The sequence below is a fragment of the Actinomadura rudentiformis genome (assembly GCF_008923185.1).
Taxonomy (GTDB): Bacteria; Actinomycetota; Actinomycetes; order Streptosporangiales; family Streptosporangiaceae; genus Spirillospora; species Spirillospora rudentiformis.
This window is the reverse complement of sequence record NZ_WBMT01000015.1, coordinates 140,980-157,297: the sequence shown is the minus strand read 5'-3', so window position 1 is coordinate 157,297 and position 16,318 is coordinate 140,980. Positions and strand designations below refer to the sequence as shown.

Genomic DNA, 16,318 nt, shown 5'->3' with positions numbered 1-16,318 from the left:
ACCACGACCGCCGCGGCCATCAAGATATGGCGGGGTCAGGCACATTAGGGCCGCAATTCCTTCCGTATGCATGGGCGAACACTTTGCGATTGAGAACGCATCGGGCCCGAGCGGAATGAAGGGGGCCCTGAGCGGGGGAGAGCGACCGGCCGGTTGCTGCACGGCAACGTTGGCACGCGCCGCCGTCCCACGCCAAGGGAACTTCGTCCAGGAGCCGTACAGCTCTCGCTGGACAAAAGAAATCGCAGGTCAGGCGCGTACGACTCGGACGTCCAAGAAGATGGGACGCTTCGTGGGCATGGTCACCCGCCCCGCCGCGTCATGCATCTTCCAGTAGATCTTGCAGCGGGTCGGGCGCTTGGCGGCCTGCACCCGGACCCGGATGTCGACGAGCTGGCCGGGCGGGGTCGGCGGAATGGTCACGCTCTGGGGAGCGGGGCACGGAGACGATCCGAGGCGGACCATCTTGCGGCCCTTCCAGTGCACCGTTCCCGAATTACGGAGACGCCACACCTTTTCGAAGGTGCTGCCGGCCTTGACGCGCGTTCCGTCCGGAAAGGTGATGTCGCCTATGAACTCCGAGTCGTCCTTGGGCACCGCGTTCAACGGAGCCAGGTCGTCGGATGACTGCACGGCCGCCGGGGTGTTCTTCCCCGTGGCCTTCTCCTCCGGCCATACAAGGTAGGCGGCACCGCCGGCGACGACCATCGCTGCGGCCGCGGCGGCGGCGATGACTCCGACGGGGAACCGCCGCGACCCCAGGGGCGGCGAGCCGAGGTGCACGATCCGGGCGGGCGCCCCGGTGAGATCGTCCACAGGCCCGTGGTAGCCGTCCAGCTCCGCGTGCGGCAGGACCATCTCCGCGGTCGTGCGGGCGGGCCTCGGGGTGGACGTCTGCCGTGCGCGGTCCGGCGCGGAGTCCGACGTGGACTGCCCGAACTCTTCGGCGTCCTCGGCGGCCATCACGGCGTCGCGCGCCTGTTTCCACAGGGCGCGCCACTCCCGTTCGGTCTCCACCGGGTCGCGTCCGAGCCGGTCGACCGCGAGGACCCGGACGAACTCCCAGGTCGTTCCCCATGTCGGCAGGTTGCGGCCTTGCGCGGCGGCGGCCAGTGAGGACTTCGACGCAGCAGCGCCGAGCGAGGCCATCTCCGCGTACGAGGGGTCGCCGGCTTCCTGCTTCAGCCGCCACAACCGTTCGGCAAGCCCGGCGACGGGCCCCGACGACGGATCCGGCCGCCGGGACCTGCGTCCGCGCCGGCCCCCGTCCTGTCCCTGATCAACCGCTGAACTCACCCTTGTTGCCTTTCAAGCCTCGATCGAGCTGCCCCCAAGCCCCGCAGGATCATGACGACGATACCTGTCCAAACCATCATGGACAGGTGGAGATGGAACACACCTGCTTTTACGGACGCACACGGCCGGATGTTCGTTGTGTGCGGAGGATCACGTAACCCAAGGCGAGGCCCGCGAACTGGCAGCCGGCGATCGCCAACACCAGTCCCACTGGCCCGATCCGGTCGGCGAACGTTCCCGTCAGCGCGGCCCCCACCGCCGAAGCGGCGATCTTCAGGCTCCCCCCTGTCGTGTTGACCTGCCCCAGCCGATCGGGCGGCGACTCGCGCTGCCGCAACATGAGCGTGGCAGCGAACACCGGCCCCTCACTGACCCCGGCCAGCAGGAAGCTCAGCATGGCCCACGGCAGCGAGGGCGCCAGCGCGAGGCTGCCCAAGGCCGTCCCGAACGCGAACAGCCCGGCCAGCATCACCGTCTCGGCGTGGCGGACCGACAACCATCGCGCGCAGGCAAGCGACCCGATGAGCGAACCCACCGCCATCGCCGCGAGCATCTGCCCGCCCGCACTGGCTTCGGCCCCGATCCGTTCGGCCAGCAGCACCGCCGTGACGGCGATCCCGCCGAACCCCAGCCAGGCTAGTGTCGTCGCCACCGTCAACGCGCGCAGAACACGGTTGTCCGCCAAGACGGTCAACCCGCCGATCACCACGTCCACCGCAGCCCGTGCCGAGCCCGCACCTGAGCCCGCGCCCCCGGTGCTCAACTCCGCGCCCCCCGCACTCAACTCCAGGTCCTCCGCACTCGGCTCCGGGTCAACGGCCCTCTTGCCTTCTGCAGGAGCGCGAAACGGAAGGAGCGGCAAGGCGAGGAGTCCGAGAAAGGCACAAGCAACGATCGGGATCCCGGCCCCACCGCCGCCCAGCCAGGCCGCGAAGCCCGCCGCCAAGCCGGGACCCGCGATGCCCGCGAGGTTGTAACTCGACGCCTCCAGCCCATATGCCCTGGTCAGCCGTTTGGTGGGCACGAAACGGGGGAGCAGGCTCGTCAGCGCCACCACGATCGGCTCGGTGCAGCCGATGACCGCCGCGACCATCAGGGCGAACACGAGCGGCGAGTCACCCGCGATGACCAGGAGAAGTCCCATGGCGATGGCGTAGGCGACCGTCAGCGCGAAGGCGAACGGCCTGGGCCGGGTCACCCGGTCCATCGCATGCCCGATGACCGGTCCGCTCAGGATGTACGGCAACGTCATCGCGGTCTGCAGGAATCCCGCGGTGGCGGCGTGGCCGGTGCGAGCCTGCACGGCGAGGACGATCGCGGTTGACGCACCCTCCGCGGAGACCCGCAACAAGGTCGCCGTGGACAGGTAGAGAGGAAGCGCGGTCGGTCTGCCGATCACCTTTGGATCGTGACATACGGTCAGGGCGCCCAGAAGGGCGGTGTCAACCCGACTTAGACTGCGAAACGTGGCACAACCAACAGCGCATGAGCACCAAGTCACCAGCGAGGTAGGGCGGCTGCGGACCGTACTGCTGCATCGCCCTGGAGCGGAGCTGAAGCGCCTCACCCCGCGCAACAGCGACAAGCTGCTCTTCGACGCCATTCCGTGGGTGGGCCGTGCGCAGGAGGAGCATGACGCGTTCGCGCAGGCGCTGCGGGACCGCGACGTCGAGGTGCTGTACGTGACGGAGCTGCTCCAGGACGCCCTGGAGTACGAGGTGGCCCGGAACGAGGCGATCAGCGATGTCCTCAGCGACCACCGCCTCGGCGACCAGTTGCGCCACGTGGTCGAGGGCTATCTGCGCGATCTCGATCCGGAAGACCTCTCCCACACGCTGATCGACGGCCTGGCCCACGAGGAGCTCAAGACCGGCCACGGCCTCGTCTACCGCCTGATGGACCGGCTGGACTTCGTCATCGATCCGCTGCCGGGACTGCTGTTCACCCGTGACAACAGCGCCTGGATCGGCGACCGGGTCGCCGTGACGAGCCTGGCGATGCCCGCCCGCCGCCGCGAGTCCGCCCTCACCGGGCTGATCTATGCACACCACCCGCGTTTCGCCGGTGTGGAGCCGATCTACAACCCCGCGCTCGAACACGTCGAGGGTGGCGACATCCTCCTGCTGTCTCCCGGCGTGGTCGCCGTGGGCACGGGTGAACGCACCACTCCCGCCGGCGTCGAACGCCTCGCCCGCCAGGTCTTCACCGCCGGCCTGGCGCAGACCGTCCTCGCCGTTCCGATCGAGCAGCAGCGGGCGACCATGCACCTCGACACCGTGTGCACCATGGTCGACGTCGACACGGTCGTGATGTACCCGCCGATCGCCCACTCGCTGACCGCGTTCACCGTCACCGCGGCGAACGGCGATCTGCGCGTCTCGGAACCGCGCCCCTTCCTGGAGGCGGCCGCCGAGGCCATGGGCCTGGACCGGCTGAAGGTCATCGACACCGGCCTGGATCCGGTGACCGCCGAACGCGAGCAGTGGGACGACGGCAACAACACCCTCGCCGTGGCACCGCGCCTGGCCGTCGCGTACGAGCGCAACATCGAGACCAACGCCCAGCTCGAAACGGCGGGCATCGAGGTCATCCGCATCAGCGGCAGCGAGCTGGGCAGCGGCCGGGGCGGGCCCCGCTGCATGTCCTGCCCCATCCTCCGCGATCCGCCACCCGCAGTCTGACGTGCCCAAAACAGCCCGTATCGGACTCAACGGTGGGTCGGCTTGGAACGCGGAAAGCCCCGGGAGCGTTGGACGTCCCGGGGCTTTCTCGATGTTTGGAGGCTCGGGCGGTGTCGACGGGGGCACGACAGCGCCCGAGCTTGAGGAGGACCCTACAAGGTGAGGGAACGGTCCGGCTAGCCGGGGTATGCCTGACTTGTCCGCCGGGACGGTCCGGGCCGGTCAGCCGGGGTACGCCCGCCCGGTCGCGGCTCCGTACCACGGCTCGTTGAAGACCTTGCCCGGCGTCCGAGGCTGCATGTCGGGGTGCTCACCGAGGTCGGGCAGCGCCGCATGGGCCGCATGGCGCGGCGACGAACCGTTCATCTTCGAGGCGTGCGGGGCCAGCAGCTGGGCCCAGACCGTGGTGGCGCCGTCCTCGTGGCGGACCCCCCAGCCCTCGGACAGCGCCTCGACGATGCCCAGACCCCGGCCTCCCAGGGAGGAGAGCGTGCCCGGCCCGCGCCGCGGCACGGTCATGGCCCCGCCGTCACTGACGGCGACCTCGAGCATTTCCCCCTGGTAGGACCAGGTGACCCGGACCTGCCCGGATGGCAGCGCGCGCGCGTGGCGCAGCGCGTTGCTGAGAAGCTCGCTGAGGATGACGCTGGCGTCATCGACGACGGAGTCGTAGACCCCCGAGGCGGTCAGGTCGGAACTGAGGCGCTTGCGCGCGATCGCGACGCTGGACGGCGCGTGTGGCAGCATTACGACGCTCGATGCCCTCACCTCGCCGTCACCCTTCCTCCTTGAACGACACGTCTTCCGGTATGACCGAAATGCCCAGGTGGGGACGCCTGGAAACCTCCTCGAAACGGCCCACCACTCGCACAACGAGCGACTGACCATCCGGTCACGGGTCTCACTCCTGTACCTGGCGTCGAACGGAACCTCGCCCCCAACACAACACCAACTAAAGATCTATCCAGCCCACGGAGGATTACTCCTCGCACGCGCGTTTCGTCCGTCACACTGCCGCCACACTGACCTTTCCCACGGAAACACCGGGGTCGGTCCCGTCAAGATCACTCCAAAAGCCGGTCAAGAAGGCCGATCCCGTCGCCGATGACCGCTATCGGCCCCCTGCCTCGTCCTCCAATGATCGTCACGATGCGGCCTTCAGCCGCAGGCGCATGCAGGTGCCGGTCGCAGGCCCGGGATGGGCGGAGATCGCCCCGCCCTGGGCTTCGGTCAGTCGTTTGACGATGTAGAGACCGAGACCGATCCCGCCGAAACGCCGCCGGTCGCCGGCCTCGCCCTGGACGAAGCGTTCAAAGATCCGCTCATGATCGCCTGGCGCGATGCCGATGCCCTCGTCCTGGACGGTGACCAGCACGTCGGACCCCTCCGCCCACGCGCGCACCGTGACCGTGCCTCCGTCGGGCGAGTACTTGAAGGCGTTTTCCAGAAGCTGCCCGAGCACGATGTCGGTGGCCATCGCGTCGCCGGCCGCCGGCGGGAGGTCGGGAGCGATGTCGAGCTCGACGCGGTGCAGGCTCGACAGCGAGCGGAACCCCGCCGCCACGCCGGTCAGCACACGGGACAGGTCGAACGACTCCATGGTCACGGCGAGCTCGTCGGCACCCGCCCGCGATCCCAGCAGGAGATGCTCCACCAGGCGGCCGAGCGACTGGGCGCGTTCGGCGATCGTGGCCACGGCGGAACGGCGGTCGGCGTCGTCGAGCTCGTCCCACCGGTTGACCAGCGTGCTCGCGAAGCCCTGGACGACGGTGATCGGGGTCCGCAGCTCGTGGCTGGTGGTCGCCAGGAAGAGGTCCTTGGCCTCCTCCAGCGCCTTGGCCGCGCTGACGTCGCGGAAGTCGACCACGATCTCGCCGGTCTCCTCGATCTCGGCGGCGAGCACGTTCAGCCAGACGCCCGATTCCAGCGGGAAGGTCATCATCTCGCCGGGGGCGGGCTTCTCGAACGGCAGCCGCCGGCCGATCACGTCCTCGGCCGCAAGCCCGGTGAGGACATGGGCGGCCGGGTTCCACTGGCGCACGGTGCCGTCACGGTCGAGCACGGCGATGCCGTCCGCGCTGGAGTCGATGACCGCGCGCTCATGGGCGCGCTGCCGCACGACCTCGGCGTACGCCACCGCGTTGCCGACCGCCACGCCGGCGTGCCCGGCGAGCAGCTCCAGCAGCTCCAGCTCGGTGTGGCCGATCTTGCGGCCGGAGAAGAGCGCGTACAGCGCCCCGTACGGCTTGTTCTGCAGGAACGACAGGCCCAGCGCGATCGTGTGCAGGCCGGGCAACTCGGACCAGACCAGGTCGCCGAGCCGGCGCTCGCCGGTGGCGAGCATCACGGTCTTGCCGGACCGGAGCAGCTCGCCGACCAGGCTGGAGCGCAGGTCGGCCGTGGCGCCGCGCATGTGGTCGGGCAGCCCGTACATGCTCACCAGGCGCAGCCGCTCGCCGTCGATCCGGACGAAGCCGCCCGCGTCGGCACCGGTCAGCTCGATCAGCGCCGCGGTGATCCGGTCGAGGACCACGTCCAGATCCAGCTCGGCGTTGAGATCGGCGACGATGTCGTTCAGCCGCCGGACGAGGCGCGCGCGTTCGGCCATGTGGTGCTGCGCGACCTCGTCCTCCTCGACCGGGTGGTAGACGCCGACCCAGCCGAGAAGCGTGCCGTCGCGGTCCTGCAGGGCACTGGTGTCGATGCGGACGTCGATCAGGCTGCCGTCGCGGTGGAACCGGCGGGTGGCGATCGAGATCTGGCCGCTGTCGCTCTCCCCCGCCCGCCGCGTCAGCAGCCGTTCCTGGACGGCGTTGTGCTCGGCCTTGAGCTCGTCCGGCACGATCGGCGGCACCCTGCCGAGCACCTCTTCGGCGCGCCAGCCGAACATCCGCTCGGCGGCCGGATTCCACACCGTGACCCGGAACGAGTGGTCCACGGCCACGATCGCATCGGCCGCGCACTCGATGACCGCGCGGAGGATCGGATCGTGGACCGAAAGCTGCACGTCTGTATCGTGCCACCGGATCTTGCAGTGGCGCCGGTCAACCGCCGCCGAAACGTTTCCACCTGACGGGGAATTTGCCCGCAAACCTTCGTCGTCCAGGGTGCGCACCACCCGTTCAGGTCGCAGAAGGGTCGATCTTGCCACCGGATCGCTCGGCTGTGCCGGACCCGTTGGATCGCCCGATCCGGCCGATGAGGAATGCGGCCAGACCGGCGATCAGGAACGACAGCAGCGAGGCGCTCATCCAGCTCTGCGCGCTGAAGCCGATCGCCTCCCGCACGTCCTGCCAGAAGCCCGCCCACCAGCTCACCGTGCCCGGATTGATCAGCTGGTACGTGACGAACCCGACCGCCCAGGCACCGATCATCCCCCACCGCGAAGGCGCCGAGACCGACGTGTCCCACTCCCCCCGCCGAGCGCGGCCCACAAAGAAGTCCACAGCCAGCACACCCAGCATGGGCACGAACACTGAGCCGATCAGGGAGAGGAAGCTGGCGTAGTCGCCGATGTTCAGCAGCAGGGCCAGGCCGGTGATCAACGCACCGAGCGCGATCGACAGGACGCGGCGGTCGGCGCGGGGCACCAGGTTCTGGATCGAGACGGCGGTGGAGTAGACGTTGGCGAACGACTGGTCGGCCTCGCGCAGGACGAAGACCGCGAAGAAGAGCACGCCCAGCGTCACGCCCAGGAACGGGTCGAAGACCTTGGTGGAGTCGCCCGCGACCAGGGCCAGCGCCAGCAGGCCGAGGATGTAGGCGATGATCTGGGTCGCCGAGTAGCCGAGCGCCGCCGCGCCGAACGCGCTGCGAGCGCTGCGCGCGTGCCGGGTGTAGTCGGCCGCCACCGGCACCCACGAGATCGAGACGGCCAGCGCCGCGTCGGCACCGATCCAGAACCCGCCCCATGACCCCTCGGTCAGGTCGGGGAGCGGCTCCCGCACCAGCTGGACGTAGAAGTACACCAGCGCGATCATCACCGCGGCCGTCACGTACCGGCGCAACATCCGGACCGAGCCGAGCGGCCAGATGGTCAGCACCGTCGTGAGCACGCCCGCCGCGATCACGTACGTCCAGCGCGGGACTCCGTCCCACAACGCCCGCGCCGCGTCCGCGATGACGATCAGCTCGAACGTGCCCCAGCCGATGAGCTGGGCGATGTTGAGCGCGGTCGGCACGTACGACAGCCGCGCGCCGAACAGCCCACGCAGGAGCACCATCGCGGGCCGGCCGGTGATCGCGCCGGGCGCCGCGGACAGGCCCAGCATCAGCCCGCCGATGGCGGTACCGACGATCATCGCGACGATGCCCGCCACGATGGACAGCCCCGGCTTGCCGTCGGCGCCGGGAGCCAGCACGGTGTAGGCACCGGAGAAGGCGAACAGGCTGACCCCGAGGTTGGCCCAGAAGGCGCCCTGGTCCCAGAAGCTGAGGACCTTGGGCGCGGGCTCGTCGAGGGTGTACGGAACCTCGTTACGAGGGCGTTCTTTTACGACAGACGTCACCGGGACACGCTCCCTACGCCGGCATTACCCGGACAGGTTCATGCGGTCGGCGACGCCTGTGCCCGTCTGGGACTGCCCGTTCGGAACGGACGTGTCGCCCTCTCAGCCCGGTCGGCCCGAGCTCCCGCGGTGGGGTATTGGAATGGAACGGGACGAATCGTACATCAGGCCACGTGCGGCGGCCCGTCCGCGCCCCCGCCCTCCATCGGCCGCCCGGCCTCGGCCCAGCGCTTCATTCCCCCGTCGACGTTCTTCGCCAGCCAGCCCGCCTGGTTGAGCGCGACGGTCACCTGCGCCGACCGCACCCCGGACCGGCAGATCACATACACGTCCTGGTCGCGCGGGATCTCCCCCGCGCGGTCGCTCAGCTCGGCCATCGAAATGTGCGCGGCCCCCGGCGCGTGCCCGGCGTCCCATTCGTACTGCTCACGGACATCGAGAAGGTATGCGCCCTCCGGTACGTCGGCCGCGTCCACGGCCGGGACGTCATCCCCGAAAATCATCACGCCCCCATGGAACCGCGCCAGACCCGCCTGCGTCGAATCACCCATGCGGTATCGGACGCTCCTTTTCACGACGCCCGGCCTAGCCATGGTCATCACAATGGCGGGCTGCGGCTCCGACAAGGCCACGAGCAGCCCCGGTGATTCCTCGGCCACGACGTCCGTCTCGCCCTCGGGCTCCTCCGGCAACCCCAAGGACACGCTGACCGTCCAGGTGAAGGCCGCCGCCAAGGCCGCCGCCAAGACCTGGACGCTGTCCTGCGACCCCGCTGGAGGTGATCATCCCAAGGCGGGGGAGGCCTGCGCGGCCGTCGCCAAGGCCAAGGATCCCTTCCAGCCCCCGCCCTCCGGTCAGATGTGCACAAAGATCTTTGGCGGCCCCGAGATCGCCACCGTGAAGGGAACATGGCAAGGTAAGCCTGTGAACGCCAAGTTCAGCCGCACCGACGGTTGTGAGCTCTCCCGCTGGGAGAAGCTCGCCCCGCTCTTCGGCGGCGTTCCCAAGAGCCGCTGACGAGTCCACCCCGTTCGGACTCTGTCAGCAGGAGACGGGCCCTGGTCGGCGCGCGACCGGGGCCCGTCGCCATGCCTGAGCCCGGCCTCTGCCAGCGCCGGCGCTGTGCACGACTGGATGAGCACGGCTGGATGAGCACGGCTACTTCAGGACGGCTAGATGTGCACGGCTACTTGAGGAGCCGCGACATGCGGCGGTCGGCGAGGGGCTTGCCGCCCGTCTGGCAGGTGGGGCAGTACTGCAGCGAGGAGTCGGCGAACGAGACCTCCCGGATCGTGTCGCCGCAGACAGGGCATTTCGCGCCCGTACGGCCATGGACGCGCAGGCCGGTCTTCTTCTCGCCCTTGAGGTCCTGCGCCTCCAGGCCGCGTGAACGCTCCACGGCGTCGCGCAGCGTGGTGACGATCGTGTCGTGGAGGGTCGCGATGTCCTCCTCGGTGAGCGAAGAGGCGATCTTGAACGGGGACATCTTGGCAGCGTGCAGGACCTCGTCGGAGTAGGCGTTGCCGATGCCCGCGATCACCTTCTGGTCGCGCAGCAACCCCTTGATCTGGGTGCGCCGGCCGTTGACGATCTCGGCCAGCATGGCGGGCGTGAACGACTCGCCGAGCGGATCGGGTCCCAGCGACGCCACCCCGGGCACGTCACCCGGGTCCCGTACGAGGTAGACGGCCAGGCCCTTCTTGGTCCCCGCCTCGGTAAGGTCGAAGCCGGACCCGTCGTCCAGGTGCACGCGCAGGGCCAGCGGGTTCTTACCCCCCGGGCGTACCGGCTTGGCCGGGATCTCGTCGCGCCACCGCAGCCATCCGGCCCTGGCCAGATGAACGACCAGGTGGAGACCGTCGATGTCGAAGTCGAGGAACTTGCCGTGCCGGTCGACACCGGTGACGCTCAACCCGCCGAGCGCGGTGATCGGCGGGTCGTACGTCTTGAGCGCGGAGATGGCGAGAACATCGACCCGGGCGACCCCATGGCCGACCGCGCGCTCTCGCAGGAAGGTGGCGAGCGCCTCCACCTCAGGTAGCTCAGGCATGACTCCAGTATCCGCGACATCCTGTGTCCACAGGCCTGTGGATTCCTGTGGACAACTCTGTGTGAAACGCGCGATCGCCTGCGGCGCAAGCGAATCTCGAGGGCAATACCTCCACGAACACGATCAAACCCTCCTAGAGATCTCGACAGGCGAGTCTGACAACCTGTGGATAACCAGGGACATCCGCACGCCGGGCGCCCGCGACGAGGATCCGGGAATAACCCCTAGGGGGTAGGGGTTGCATCATTCATAGCGTTATGGCACGATGAGGTCCACGAGATACCCCCCAGGGGTACAAATCACGAGATGTCAGGGAGACGACGATGAGCACCGCCACCTACACCGTTGCCGGGATGACCTGCGGCCACTGCGTCAGCTCGGTCAAGGAGGAGGTCAGCCAGGTCGCCGGCGTCACCGCCGTCGACGTGGACCTCGCGTCCGGCCGGTTGACCGTGACGAGCGACAGCCCCGTCGACGACGCCCTGATCGCGGCGGCCGTCGACGAGGCCGGATACGAAGTGAAGGTGTGAGGACGTCATGAACACCGCGACCAAGCTGGGGGCCTTCGCTCTGGGCCTGGCCGCCGTCTTCGGAGGGGCCGTCGGGGTCGGCGAGATCGTCGGCCCTGTCGGCGCCACGGCGGAGACCGGCGGGCCGGACGGCGGGCAGAGCAACGGGCAGGCCGGCGGGCACGCCGCGCACGGCGGTGACACGAAGTCCACCTCCACCGAGACCGAGACCGAGACGGCCGCCGTTCCTTTCCCCGGCGGCCTGCAGATCTCGCAGGACGGCTACACCCTGGCCCCGCAGACCACCACGATCAAGCCCGGCGAGCAGACCGACTTCCGGTTCACCGTGAACGGCCCGGACGGCAAGCCGGTCAGCCGGTTCGAGACCCTGCACGGCAAGAAGATCCACTTCATTCTGGCGCGCCGGGACCTGTCCGGCTTCCAGCATCTGCACCCGACCGAGGCCGGCGGCGGCGTCTGGTCCGTGCCGGTCAAGGTTCCGAAGGCCGGGGCCTACCGCTTCTTCACCGACGTGCAGCCGACCGGCGCCAAGAAGCAGCTGACACTGGGCGCCGACCTCACCGCACCCGGGGACTACACGCCCACCGTGCTGCCCAAGGTCGAGCAGACAGCCAAGGTCGACGGCTACGAGGTGAAGCTCGCCGGCACCCTCGTCCCGGGCAAGACCAGCAAGCTCACCCTCTCGGTGAGCAAGGCGGGGCAACCGATCAGCGACCTTCAGCCGTACCTTGAGGCCTACGGGCACCTGGTCGCGCTGCGCGCAGGGGACCTCGCCTACCTGCACGTCCACCCGGACGGCGAACCCGGCGACGGCAAGACCAAGCCCGGGCCGGACATCACGTTCTACGCCGAAGTGCCGAGCTCCGGTGCGTACCGTCTCTACCTGGACTTCCAGCACGCAGGCAAGGTCCGTACCGCCGAGTTCACCGCGGTCGCCGGCACCGCTCCGGAGGCCCAAGCCCCGGCGCCGAGCCAGGCACCGAGCCAGGCACCCGGCGATCAGGGCGGCGGCCACAACGACGACGGCCACACCCACGGCTGACCACCAAGACAGATCACGAGGAGGAGAGCGATGACTTCCGGAGCCGCAACCGGGCAGATCGAGCTGGCGATCGGCGGCATGACCTGCGCGTCGTGCGCGGCCCGCATCGAGAAACGCCTCAACAAGATCGAGGGTGTGACCGCGTCGGTCAACTACGCCACCGAGAAGGCCAAGGTCGAGTTCCCCGCCGGGGTGAGCCCGGACGAGCTGATCGCGTCGGTCGAGAAGGCGGGCTACACCGCCGAGCTGCCTCCGCCGCCCAGGACGGGGAGCGGGACGGACAGCACGGGCGACCGGCCCGCCGCCGAGGACGCGGACGCGGACGCGCTGCGGCCGCTGCGGCAGCGGCTGATCACCTCCGTCGTCCTGGCGATCCCGGTCGTCGCGATGGCGATGATCCCGGCCCTGCAGTTCGAATACTGGCAGTGGCTGTCGCTGACGCTGGCGGCTCCGGTGGTGGTGTACGCGGGCTGGCCGTTCCACCGGGCCGCCCTGACCAACCTCCGGCACGGCGCCGCGACCATGGACACCCTGGTCTCGGTCGGCACGCTGGCCGCGTTCGGCTGGTCGCTGTGGGCGCTGTTCTTCGGCACGGCGGGCGAGCCCGGCATGCGGCACGGCTTTGAGTTCTCGATGACCCGGTCCGACGGCTCGATGAACATCTACCTCGAGGCCGCCGCCGGTGTGATCGCGTTCATCCTCGCCGGGCGCTACTTCGAGGCCCGCTCCAAGCGCCGCGCCGGCGCCGCCCTCAAGGCGCTGCTGGAGCTCGGCGCCAAGGAGGTCTCGGTCGTACGGGACGGGCGCGAGGAGCGCATCCCCGTCGACCGGCTCACCGTCGGCGACACCTTCGTGGTCCGTCCCGGTGAGAAGATCGCCACCGACGGCGTGGTCGAGGAGGGATCCTCCGCGGTCGACGCGTCGATGCTGACCGGCGAGTCCGTGCCCGTCGAGGTCGGACCCGGCGACACCGTGGTCGGCGCCACCGTCAACGCCGGCGGCCGCCTGCTGGTGCGGGCCACCCGCATCGGTTCCGACACCCAGCTCGCCCAGATGGCCAAGCTCGTCGAGGAGGCCCAGACCGGCAAGGCCCAGGTCCAGAGGCTTGCCGACTCGATCTCCGGGATCTTCGTCCCCATCGTGATCGCGCTCGCCGTGGCGACCCTCGGGTTCTGGATCGGCACCGGCGGCGGCATCGCCGCGGCCTTCACCGCCGCCGTCGCCGTCCTCATCATCGCCTGCCCGTGCGCGCTGGGCCTGGCCACTCCGACCGCGCTCATGGTCGGAACGGGCCGCGGCGCCCAGCTGGGCATCCTGATCAAGGGCCCGGAGGTCCTGGAGTCGACCCGGACGATCGACACCGTCGTGCTCGACAAGACCGGCACGGTCACCACCGGCAAGATGGCCCTGGTCGACGTCGTCACCGCCGAGGGCGTGGACGCCGGCGAGGTGCTGCGCCTGGCCGGTGCCCTGGAGGACGCCTCCGAGCACCCGATCGCGCAGGCCATCGCCAAGGGTGCGACCGAACGGGTCGGCACGCTCGGCACGGTCGAGGACTTCGCCAACGTCGAGGGCCTGGGCGTCCAGGGCATGGTCGACGGCCACGGCGTCCTCGTGGGCCGCCCGCAGCTCCTGGCGGAGTGGTCGCAGCACCTGTCCGACGATCTGGAGCAGGCGATGAAGGCGGCGCAGGCGCTCGGCCACACCGCGGTCGCGGTGGGCTGGGACGGTGCGGCCCGAGCCGTGATCACGGTCGCGGACCAGGTCAAGCCCACCTCCGCCGAGGCGATCGAGCAGCTCAAGGGGCTCGGGCTCCGGCCCGTCCTGCTCACCGGCGACAACGAGACCGTTGCGCGTACGGTGGCCGAGGCCGTCGGCATCGATGAGGTCATCGCCGAGGTCCTGCCGCAGGACAAGGTCGATGTGGTCAAGCGTCTGCAGTCCGAGGGGCGCACCGTCGCCATGGTCGGCGACGGCGTCAACGACGCCGCCGCGCTCGCCCAGGCCGACCTCGGCCTGGCCATGGGCACCGGGACCGACGTGGCCATCGAGGCCTCCGACCTGACGCTGGTCCGCGGCGACCTGCGCGCCGCGGCCGACGCCATCCGGCTGTCGCGCCGCACGCTGGCCACCATCAAGGGCAACCTCTTCTGGGCCTTCGCCTACAACGTTGCTGCCATCCCGCTGGCGGCGTCAGGACTGCTCGTCCCGATGATCGCCGGAGGGGCGATGGCCTTCTCCTCGGTCTTCGTGGTCAGCAACAGCCTGCGGCTCCGCCGGTTCAAGCCGCTGAGCACCGGCGCGGCCCCGGTCGCAGGAGCCGGGGCCCCGGCCAAGCAGCCGGTCGCCGCCGCCTGACCGCGCCAACGATCACAACTCAAGAAGAAAGCGGTCACAAACGAAGGGCCGTGCCCTCCCAGGCTGGGAGGGCACGGCCTTCGCCATTCCACCGACCTTGGTGGCTTGGCCTTTCGTCAGCGCTGCTTCGGCACGAGCGTGCCCCCTGGGAGGACCTTGACGTGCAGGCCCTCGCAGAAGGGACACTTCGGCTCGGTCCACGGCGGCTGGCTCGCCATCCCGGCGTGGAACCAGGCGACCGCATCACCGCCATGCCCGTCGTCGGCGTGCCGTGCCTCGTAGACGTCGTCGTACGGCCGAAGGCAGTCGAGGCAGTAGAAGTGCCACCGCTCCCTGATGACGTGAATCTCCCGAGTTCGCATTGCGAAATCCCCGCTCTTGCTCATCTGCGGACGAATGGATCACGGAAGGCGCGCAGGGGCCGCGCCCCCGGGTCTACGTCCGGGAGATGTTGAGCGCGATGAGCAGGCACGCGCCCGGCGTTCGGCTGGAGGGGCGGGCGGGCAGCCCGGGTGTGGACGGCGGGCGGCCCATATGCCGGAGCAGGGCGAGCCGGGTGGTCGCCGCGTGGCGGGCGGGTGTCGAAACAAGGTCACGACAGCCACCGAAGCGCCGGGCGGCCGGGCGGGGCCGGGCCTCGTGCTCTCCGGTGCCCGCCTCGCCGTCGCGCTCTCCCCTCCCCGGACCGTTGCCGGGGTCGGCGATGACGGCCTGCGCGTGCGGGACCGGAGGCACAGCCAGGCCGCCGCCTGCCTCGGCCAAGGTGAGCGCGGCCAGCAGGATGGTCGCGGCGAAGATGACCGGCCACAGCATCCCTGTCCTGCGGTCGGCCGATACCAGCCGGCGTCGACGTGCTGCCACAAGGATGACCTTACCTAACACTGTGTAGGTCAATCTTTACTGAGAGTAACGATCGGACCAGTGCAGAGTGACCTATCTCACCGCTCTTTTCGCAGGGAAAATACCCCCCAGGGGTATAAGTTTCAGGTCATGGGAACCACTCCGGAACGGGAGGTCACAATGTCCACCACGTCGTACACCACCGCCCCCCACGGTCACCACGGCCACCACGGCCACCACCACGGCCACCAGGCGAGCAGCGGCCCCGGCGGTCTGCAGATCTCCGCGGACGGCTACACCCTCGACCCGCTGGCGACGATCCTCGAGCCTGGTGAGGTCGACTTCCGGTTCCGGATCCTCGGCCCGGACGGTCGCCCCGTCACCGCGTTCACCCCGATCCACGACCGGGAGCTGCACCTGATCGTGGTGCAGCGGGAGCTCACCGGCTTCTGGCATGTGCATCCCGAACGCGACACCGACGGCACCTGGTCGGTCCGGCTGGATCTGCCCGAAGCGGGTGCCTACCGGATCTTCACCGATATCGCCCCGCGCGACCTCGGCCGCACGATCACACTGGGCGCCGATCTCGCGGTGGCCGGCCCGTACGAGCCGAAGCCGGTACCCGAGCCGGCATCGGCCCATGCCGTGGACGGCTATGAGGTCGAGATCGACGGCGGCCTCACGCCCGGACAAGGCCGGCAGCTGACCCTGACCGTGCACAAGAACGGGAAGCCGGTCACCGACCTGCAGCCCTACCTCGCCGCCTACGGCCACCTGGTCATCCTGCGCGCCGGGGATCTGGCGTACGTGCACGTCCACCCGGACGGGGAGCCGGGCGACGGGGTGACCGAGCCCGGGCCCGGCATCACGTTCCACGCACAGGTGCCCGGCCCCGGGACCTATCGGGCGTTCCTCGACTTCAAGCACGGCGATGTGGTCCGCACCGCAGCGTTCACCATCGTCGCCGGCCACCACTGATGACACCCCGATTTATGTAGTGATCGATACAGATC

The 16,318-nt window shown here is 69.6% G+C and carries 15 protein-coding genes; 6 read left to right on the top strand and 9 right to left on the bottom strand.

Translation table 11 applies throughout. The annotated features are described in order from the left end of the window. Window positions 1-249: 249 nt before the first annotated feature. Window positions 250-1,296: an NBR1-Ig-like domain-containing protein gene (locus F8566_RS29695; RefSeq protein WP_151565147.1), complete on the bottom strand. Its 1,047-nt coding sequence runs from the start codon at window positions 1,294-1,296 to the stop codon at window positions 250-252. A 109-nt stretch (window positions 1,297-1,405) separates the two neighbouring features. After that, window positions 1,406-2,695, bottom strand: a complete 1,290-nt coding sequence (locus F8566_RS29690; protein ID WP_192809920.1) for an MFS transporter — start codon at window positions 2,693-2,695, stop codon at window positions 1,406-1,408. Window positions 2,696-2,762: 67 nt separating this feature from the next. Here F8566_RS29690 and F8566_RS29685 point away from each other — a divergent pair, with 67 nt between their 5' ends. Beyond that, entirely contained in the window at window positions 2,763-3,977 is a 1,215-nt protein-coding gene (locus tag F8566_RS29685; RefSeq protein ID WP_151565145.1) for an arginine deiminase, read from the top strand. A gap of 222 nt (window positions 3,978-4,199) precedes the next feature. Here F8566_RS29685 and F8566_RS29680 read toward each other — a convergent pair whose 3' ends face one another. From F8566_RS29680 to F8566_RS29665, 4 genes are all read right to left on the bottom strand, one after another. Continuing rightward, window positions 4,200-4,724 (bottom strand): ATP-binding protein, encoded by a 525-nt coding sequence (locus F8566_RS29680; protein WP_151565144.1) that lies wholly within the window; start codon window positions 4,722-4,724, stop codon window positions 4,200-4,202. A 397-nt stretch (window positions 4,725-5,121) separates the two neighbouring features. After that, entirely contained in the window at window positions 5,122-6,984 is a 1,863-nt protein-coding gene (locus F8566_RS29675; protein WP_151565143.1) for a sensor histidine kinase, read from the bottom strand. Window positions 6,985-7,099: 115 nt separating this feature from the next. Continuing rightward, the gene (locus F8566_RS29670; protein ID WP_151565142.1) at window positions 7,100-8,485 is read right to left on the bottom strand and encodes a purine-cytosine permease family protein; all 1,386 of its coding nucleotides are present in this window, start codon (window positions 8,483-8,485) and stop codon (window positions 7,100-7,102) included. A gap of 164 nt (window positions 8,486-8,649) precedes the next feature. Continuing rightward, window positions 8,650-8,985, bottom strand: a complete 336-nt coding sequence (locus tag F8566_RS29665) for a rhodanese-like domain-containing protein (protein WP_151565308.1) — start codon at window positions 8,983-8,985, stop codon at window positions 8,650-8,652. Between the two features lie 103 nt (window positions 8,986-9,088). Here F8566_RS29665 and F8566_RS29660 point away from each other — a divergent pair, with 103 nt between their 5' ends. Then, the gene (locus F8566_RS29660) at window positions 9,089-9,502 is read left to right on the top strand and encodes an SSI family serine proteinase inhibitor (protein WP_225993642.1); all 414 of its coding nucleotides are present in this window, start codon (window positions 9,089-9,091) and stop codon (window positions 9,500-9,502) included. A 169-nt stretch (window positions 9,503-9,671) separates the two neighbouring features. On the opposite strand, the gene F8566_RS29655 is transcribed toward F8566_RS29660, so the two are convergent. Further along, window positions 9,672-10,535, bottom strand: a complete 864-nt coding sequence (locus F8566_RS29655; RefSeq protein ID WP_151565140.1) for an Fpg/Nei family DNA glycosylase — start codon at window positions 10,533-10,535, stop codon at window positions 9,672-9,674. A gap of 323 nt (window positions 10,536-10,858) precedes the next feature. Here F8566_RS29655 and F8566_RS29650 point away from each other — a divergent pair, with 323 nt between their 5' ends. The 3 genes from F8566_RS29650 to F8566_RS29640 are packed head-to-tail and all read left to right on the top strand — an operon-like array spanning window position 10,859 to window position 14,465. After that, window positions 10,859-11,065: a heavy-metal-associated domain-containing protein gene (locus tag F8566_RS29650; RefSeq protein ID WP_151565139.1), complete on the top strand. Its 207-nt coding sequence runs from the start codon at window positions 10,859-10,861 to the stop codon at window positions 11,063-11,065. 7 nt (window positions 11,066-11,072) lie between these two features. Then, window positions 11,073-12,107, top strand: coding sequence for a hypothetical protein (locus tag F8566_RS29645; protein ID WP_151565138.1), 1,035 nt, complete (start codon window positions 11,073-11,075; stop codon window positions 12,105-12,107). 30 nt (window positions 12,108-12,137) lie between these two features. Then, complete coding sequence (locus F8566_RS29640; protein WP_151565137.1) at window positions 12,138-14,465, top strand: heavy metal translocating P-type ATPase; 2,328 nt, start codon at window positions 12,138-12,140, stop codon at window positions 14,463-14,465. A 116-nt stretch (window positions 14,466-14,581) separates the two neighbouring features. On the opposite strand, the gene F8566_RS29635 is transcribed toward F8566_RS29640, so the two are convergent. Together F8566_RS29635 and F8566_RS29630 are read right to left on the bottom strand one after the other, a co-directional pair. Further along, complete coding sequence (locus F8566_RS29635; RefSeq protein ID WP_151565136.1) at window positions 14,582-14,827, bottom strand: hypothetical protein; 246 nt, start codon at window positions 14,825-14,827, stop codon at window positions 14,582-14,584. Between the two features lie 73 nt (window positions 14,828-14,900). Beyond that, a complete protein-coding gene (locus F8566_RS29630; protein ID WP_151565135.1) occupies window positions 14,901-15,326 on the bottom strand; it encodes a hypothetical protein in 426 nt (141 codons plus the stop codon). A 129-nt stretch (window positions 15,327-15,455) separates the two neighbouring features. On the opposite strand from F8566_RS29630, the gene F8566_RS29625 reads away from it, so the two are divergent. Then, complete coding sequence (locus F8566_RS29625; RefSeq protein ID WP_225993641.1) at window positions 15,456-16,283, top strand: hypothetical protein; 828 nt, start codon at window positions 15,456-15,458, stop codon at window positions 16,281-16,283. Window positions 16,284-16,318: the final 35 nt, after the last annotated feature.

Coding starts and splice junctions, on each gene's coding strand:
- F8566_RS29640 (WP_151565137.1), top strand. CDS start 12,138: ATGACTTCCGGAGCCGCAACCGGGCAGATCGAGCTGGCGATCGGCGGC.
- F8566_RS29660 (WP_225993642.1), top strand. CDS start 9,089: ATGGCGGGCTGCGGCTCCGACAAGGCCACGAGCAGCCCCGGTGATTCC.
- F8566_RS29635 (WP_151565136.1), bottom strand. CDS start 14,827: ATGCGAACTCGGGAGATTCACGTCATCAGGGAGCGGTGGCACTTCTAC.
- F8566_RS29650 (WP_151565139.1), top strand. CDS start 10,859: ATGAGCACCGCCACCTACACCGTTGCCGGGATGACCTGCGGCCACTGC.
- F8566_RS29625 (WP_225993641.1), top strand. CDS start 15,456: ATGGGAACCACTCCGGAACGGGAGGTCACAATGTCCACCACGTCGTAC.
- F8566_RS29655 (WP_151565140.1), bottom strand. CDS start 10,535: ATGCCTGAGCTACCTGAGGTGGAGGCGCTCGCCACCTTCCTGCGAGAG.
- F8566_RS29680 (WP_151565144.1), bottom strand. CDS start 4,724: ATGCTGCCACACGCGCCGTCCAGCGTCGCGATCGCGCGCAAGCGCCTC.
- F8566_RS29645 (WP_151565138.1), top strand. CDS start 11,073: ATGAACACCGCGACCAAGCTGGGGGCCTTCGCTCTGGGCCTGGCCGCC.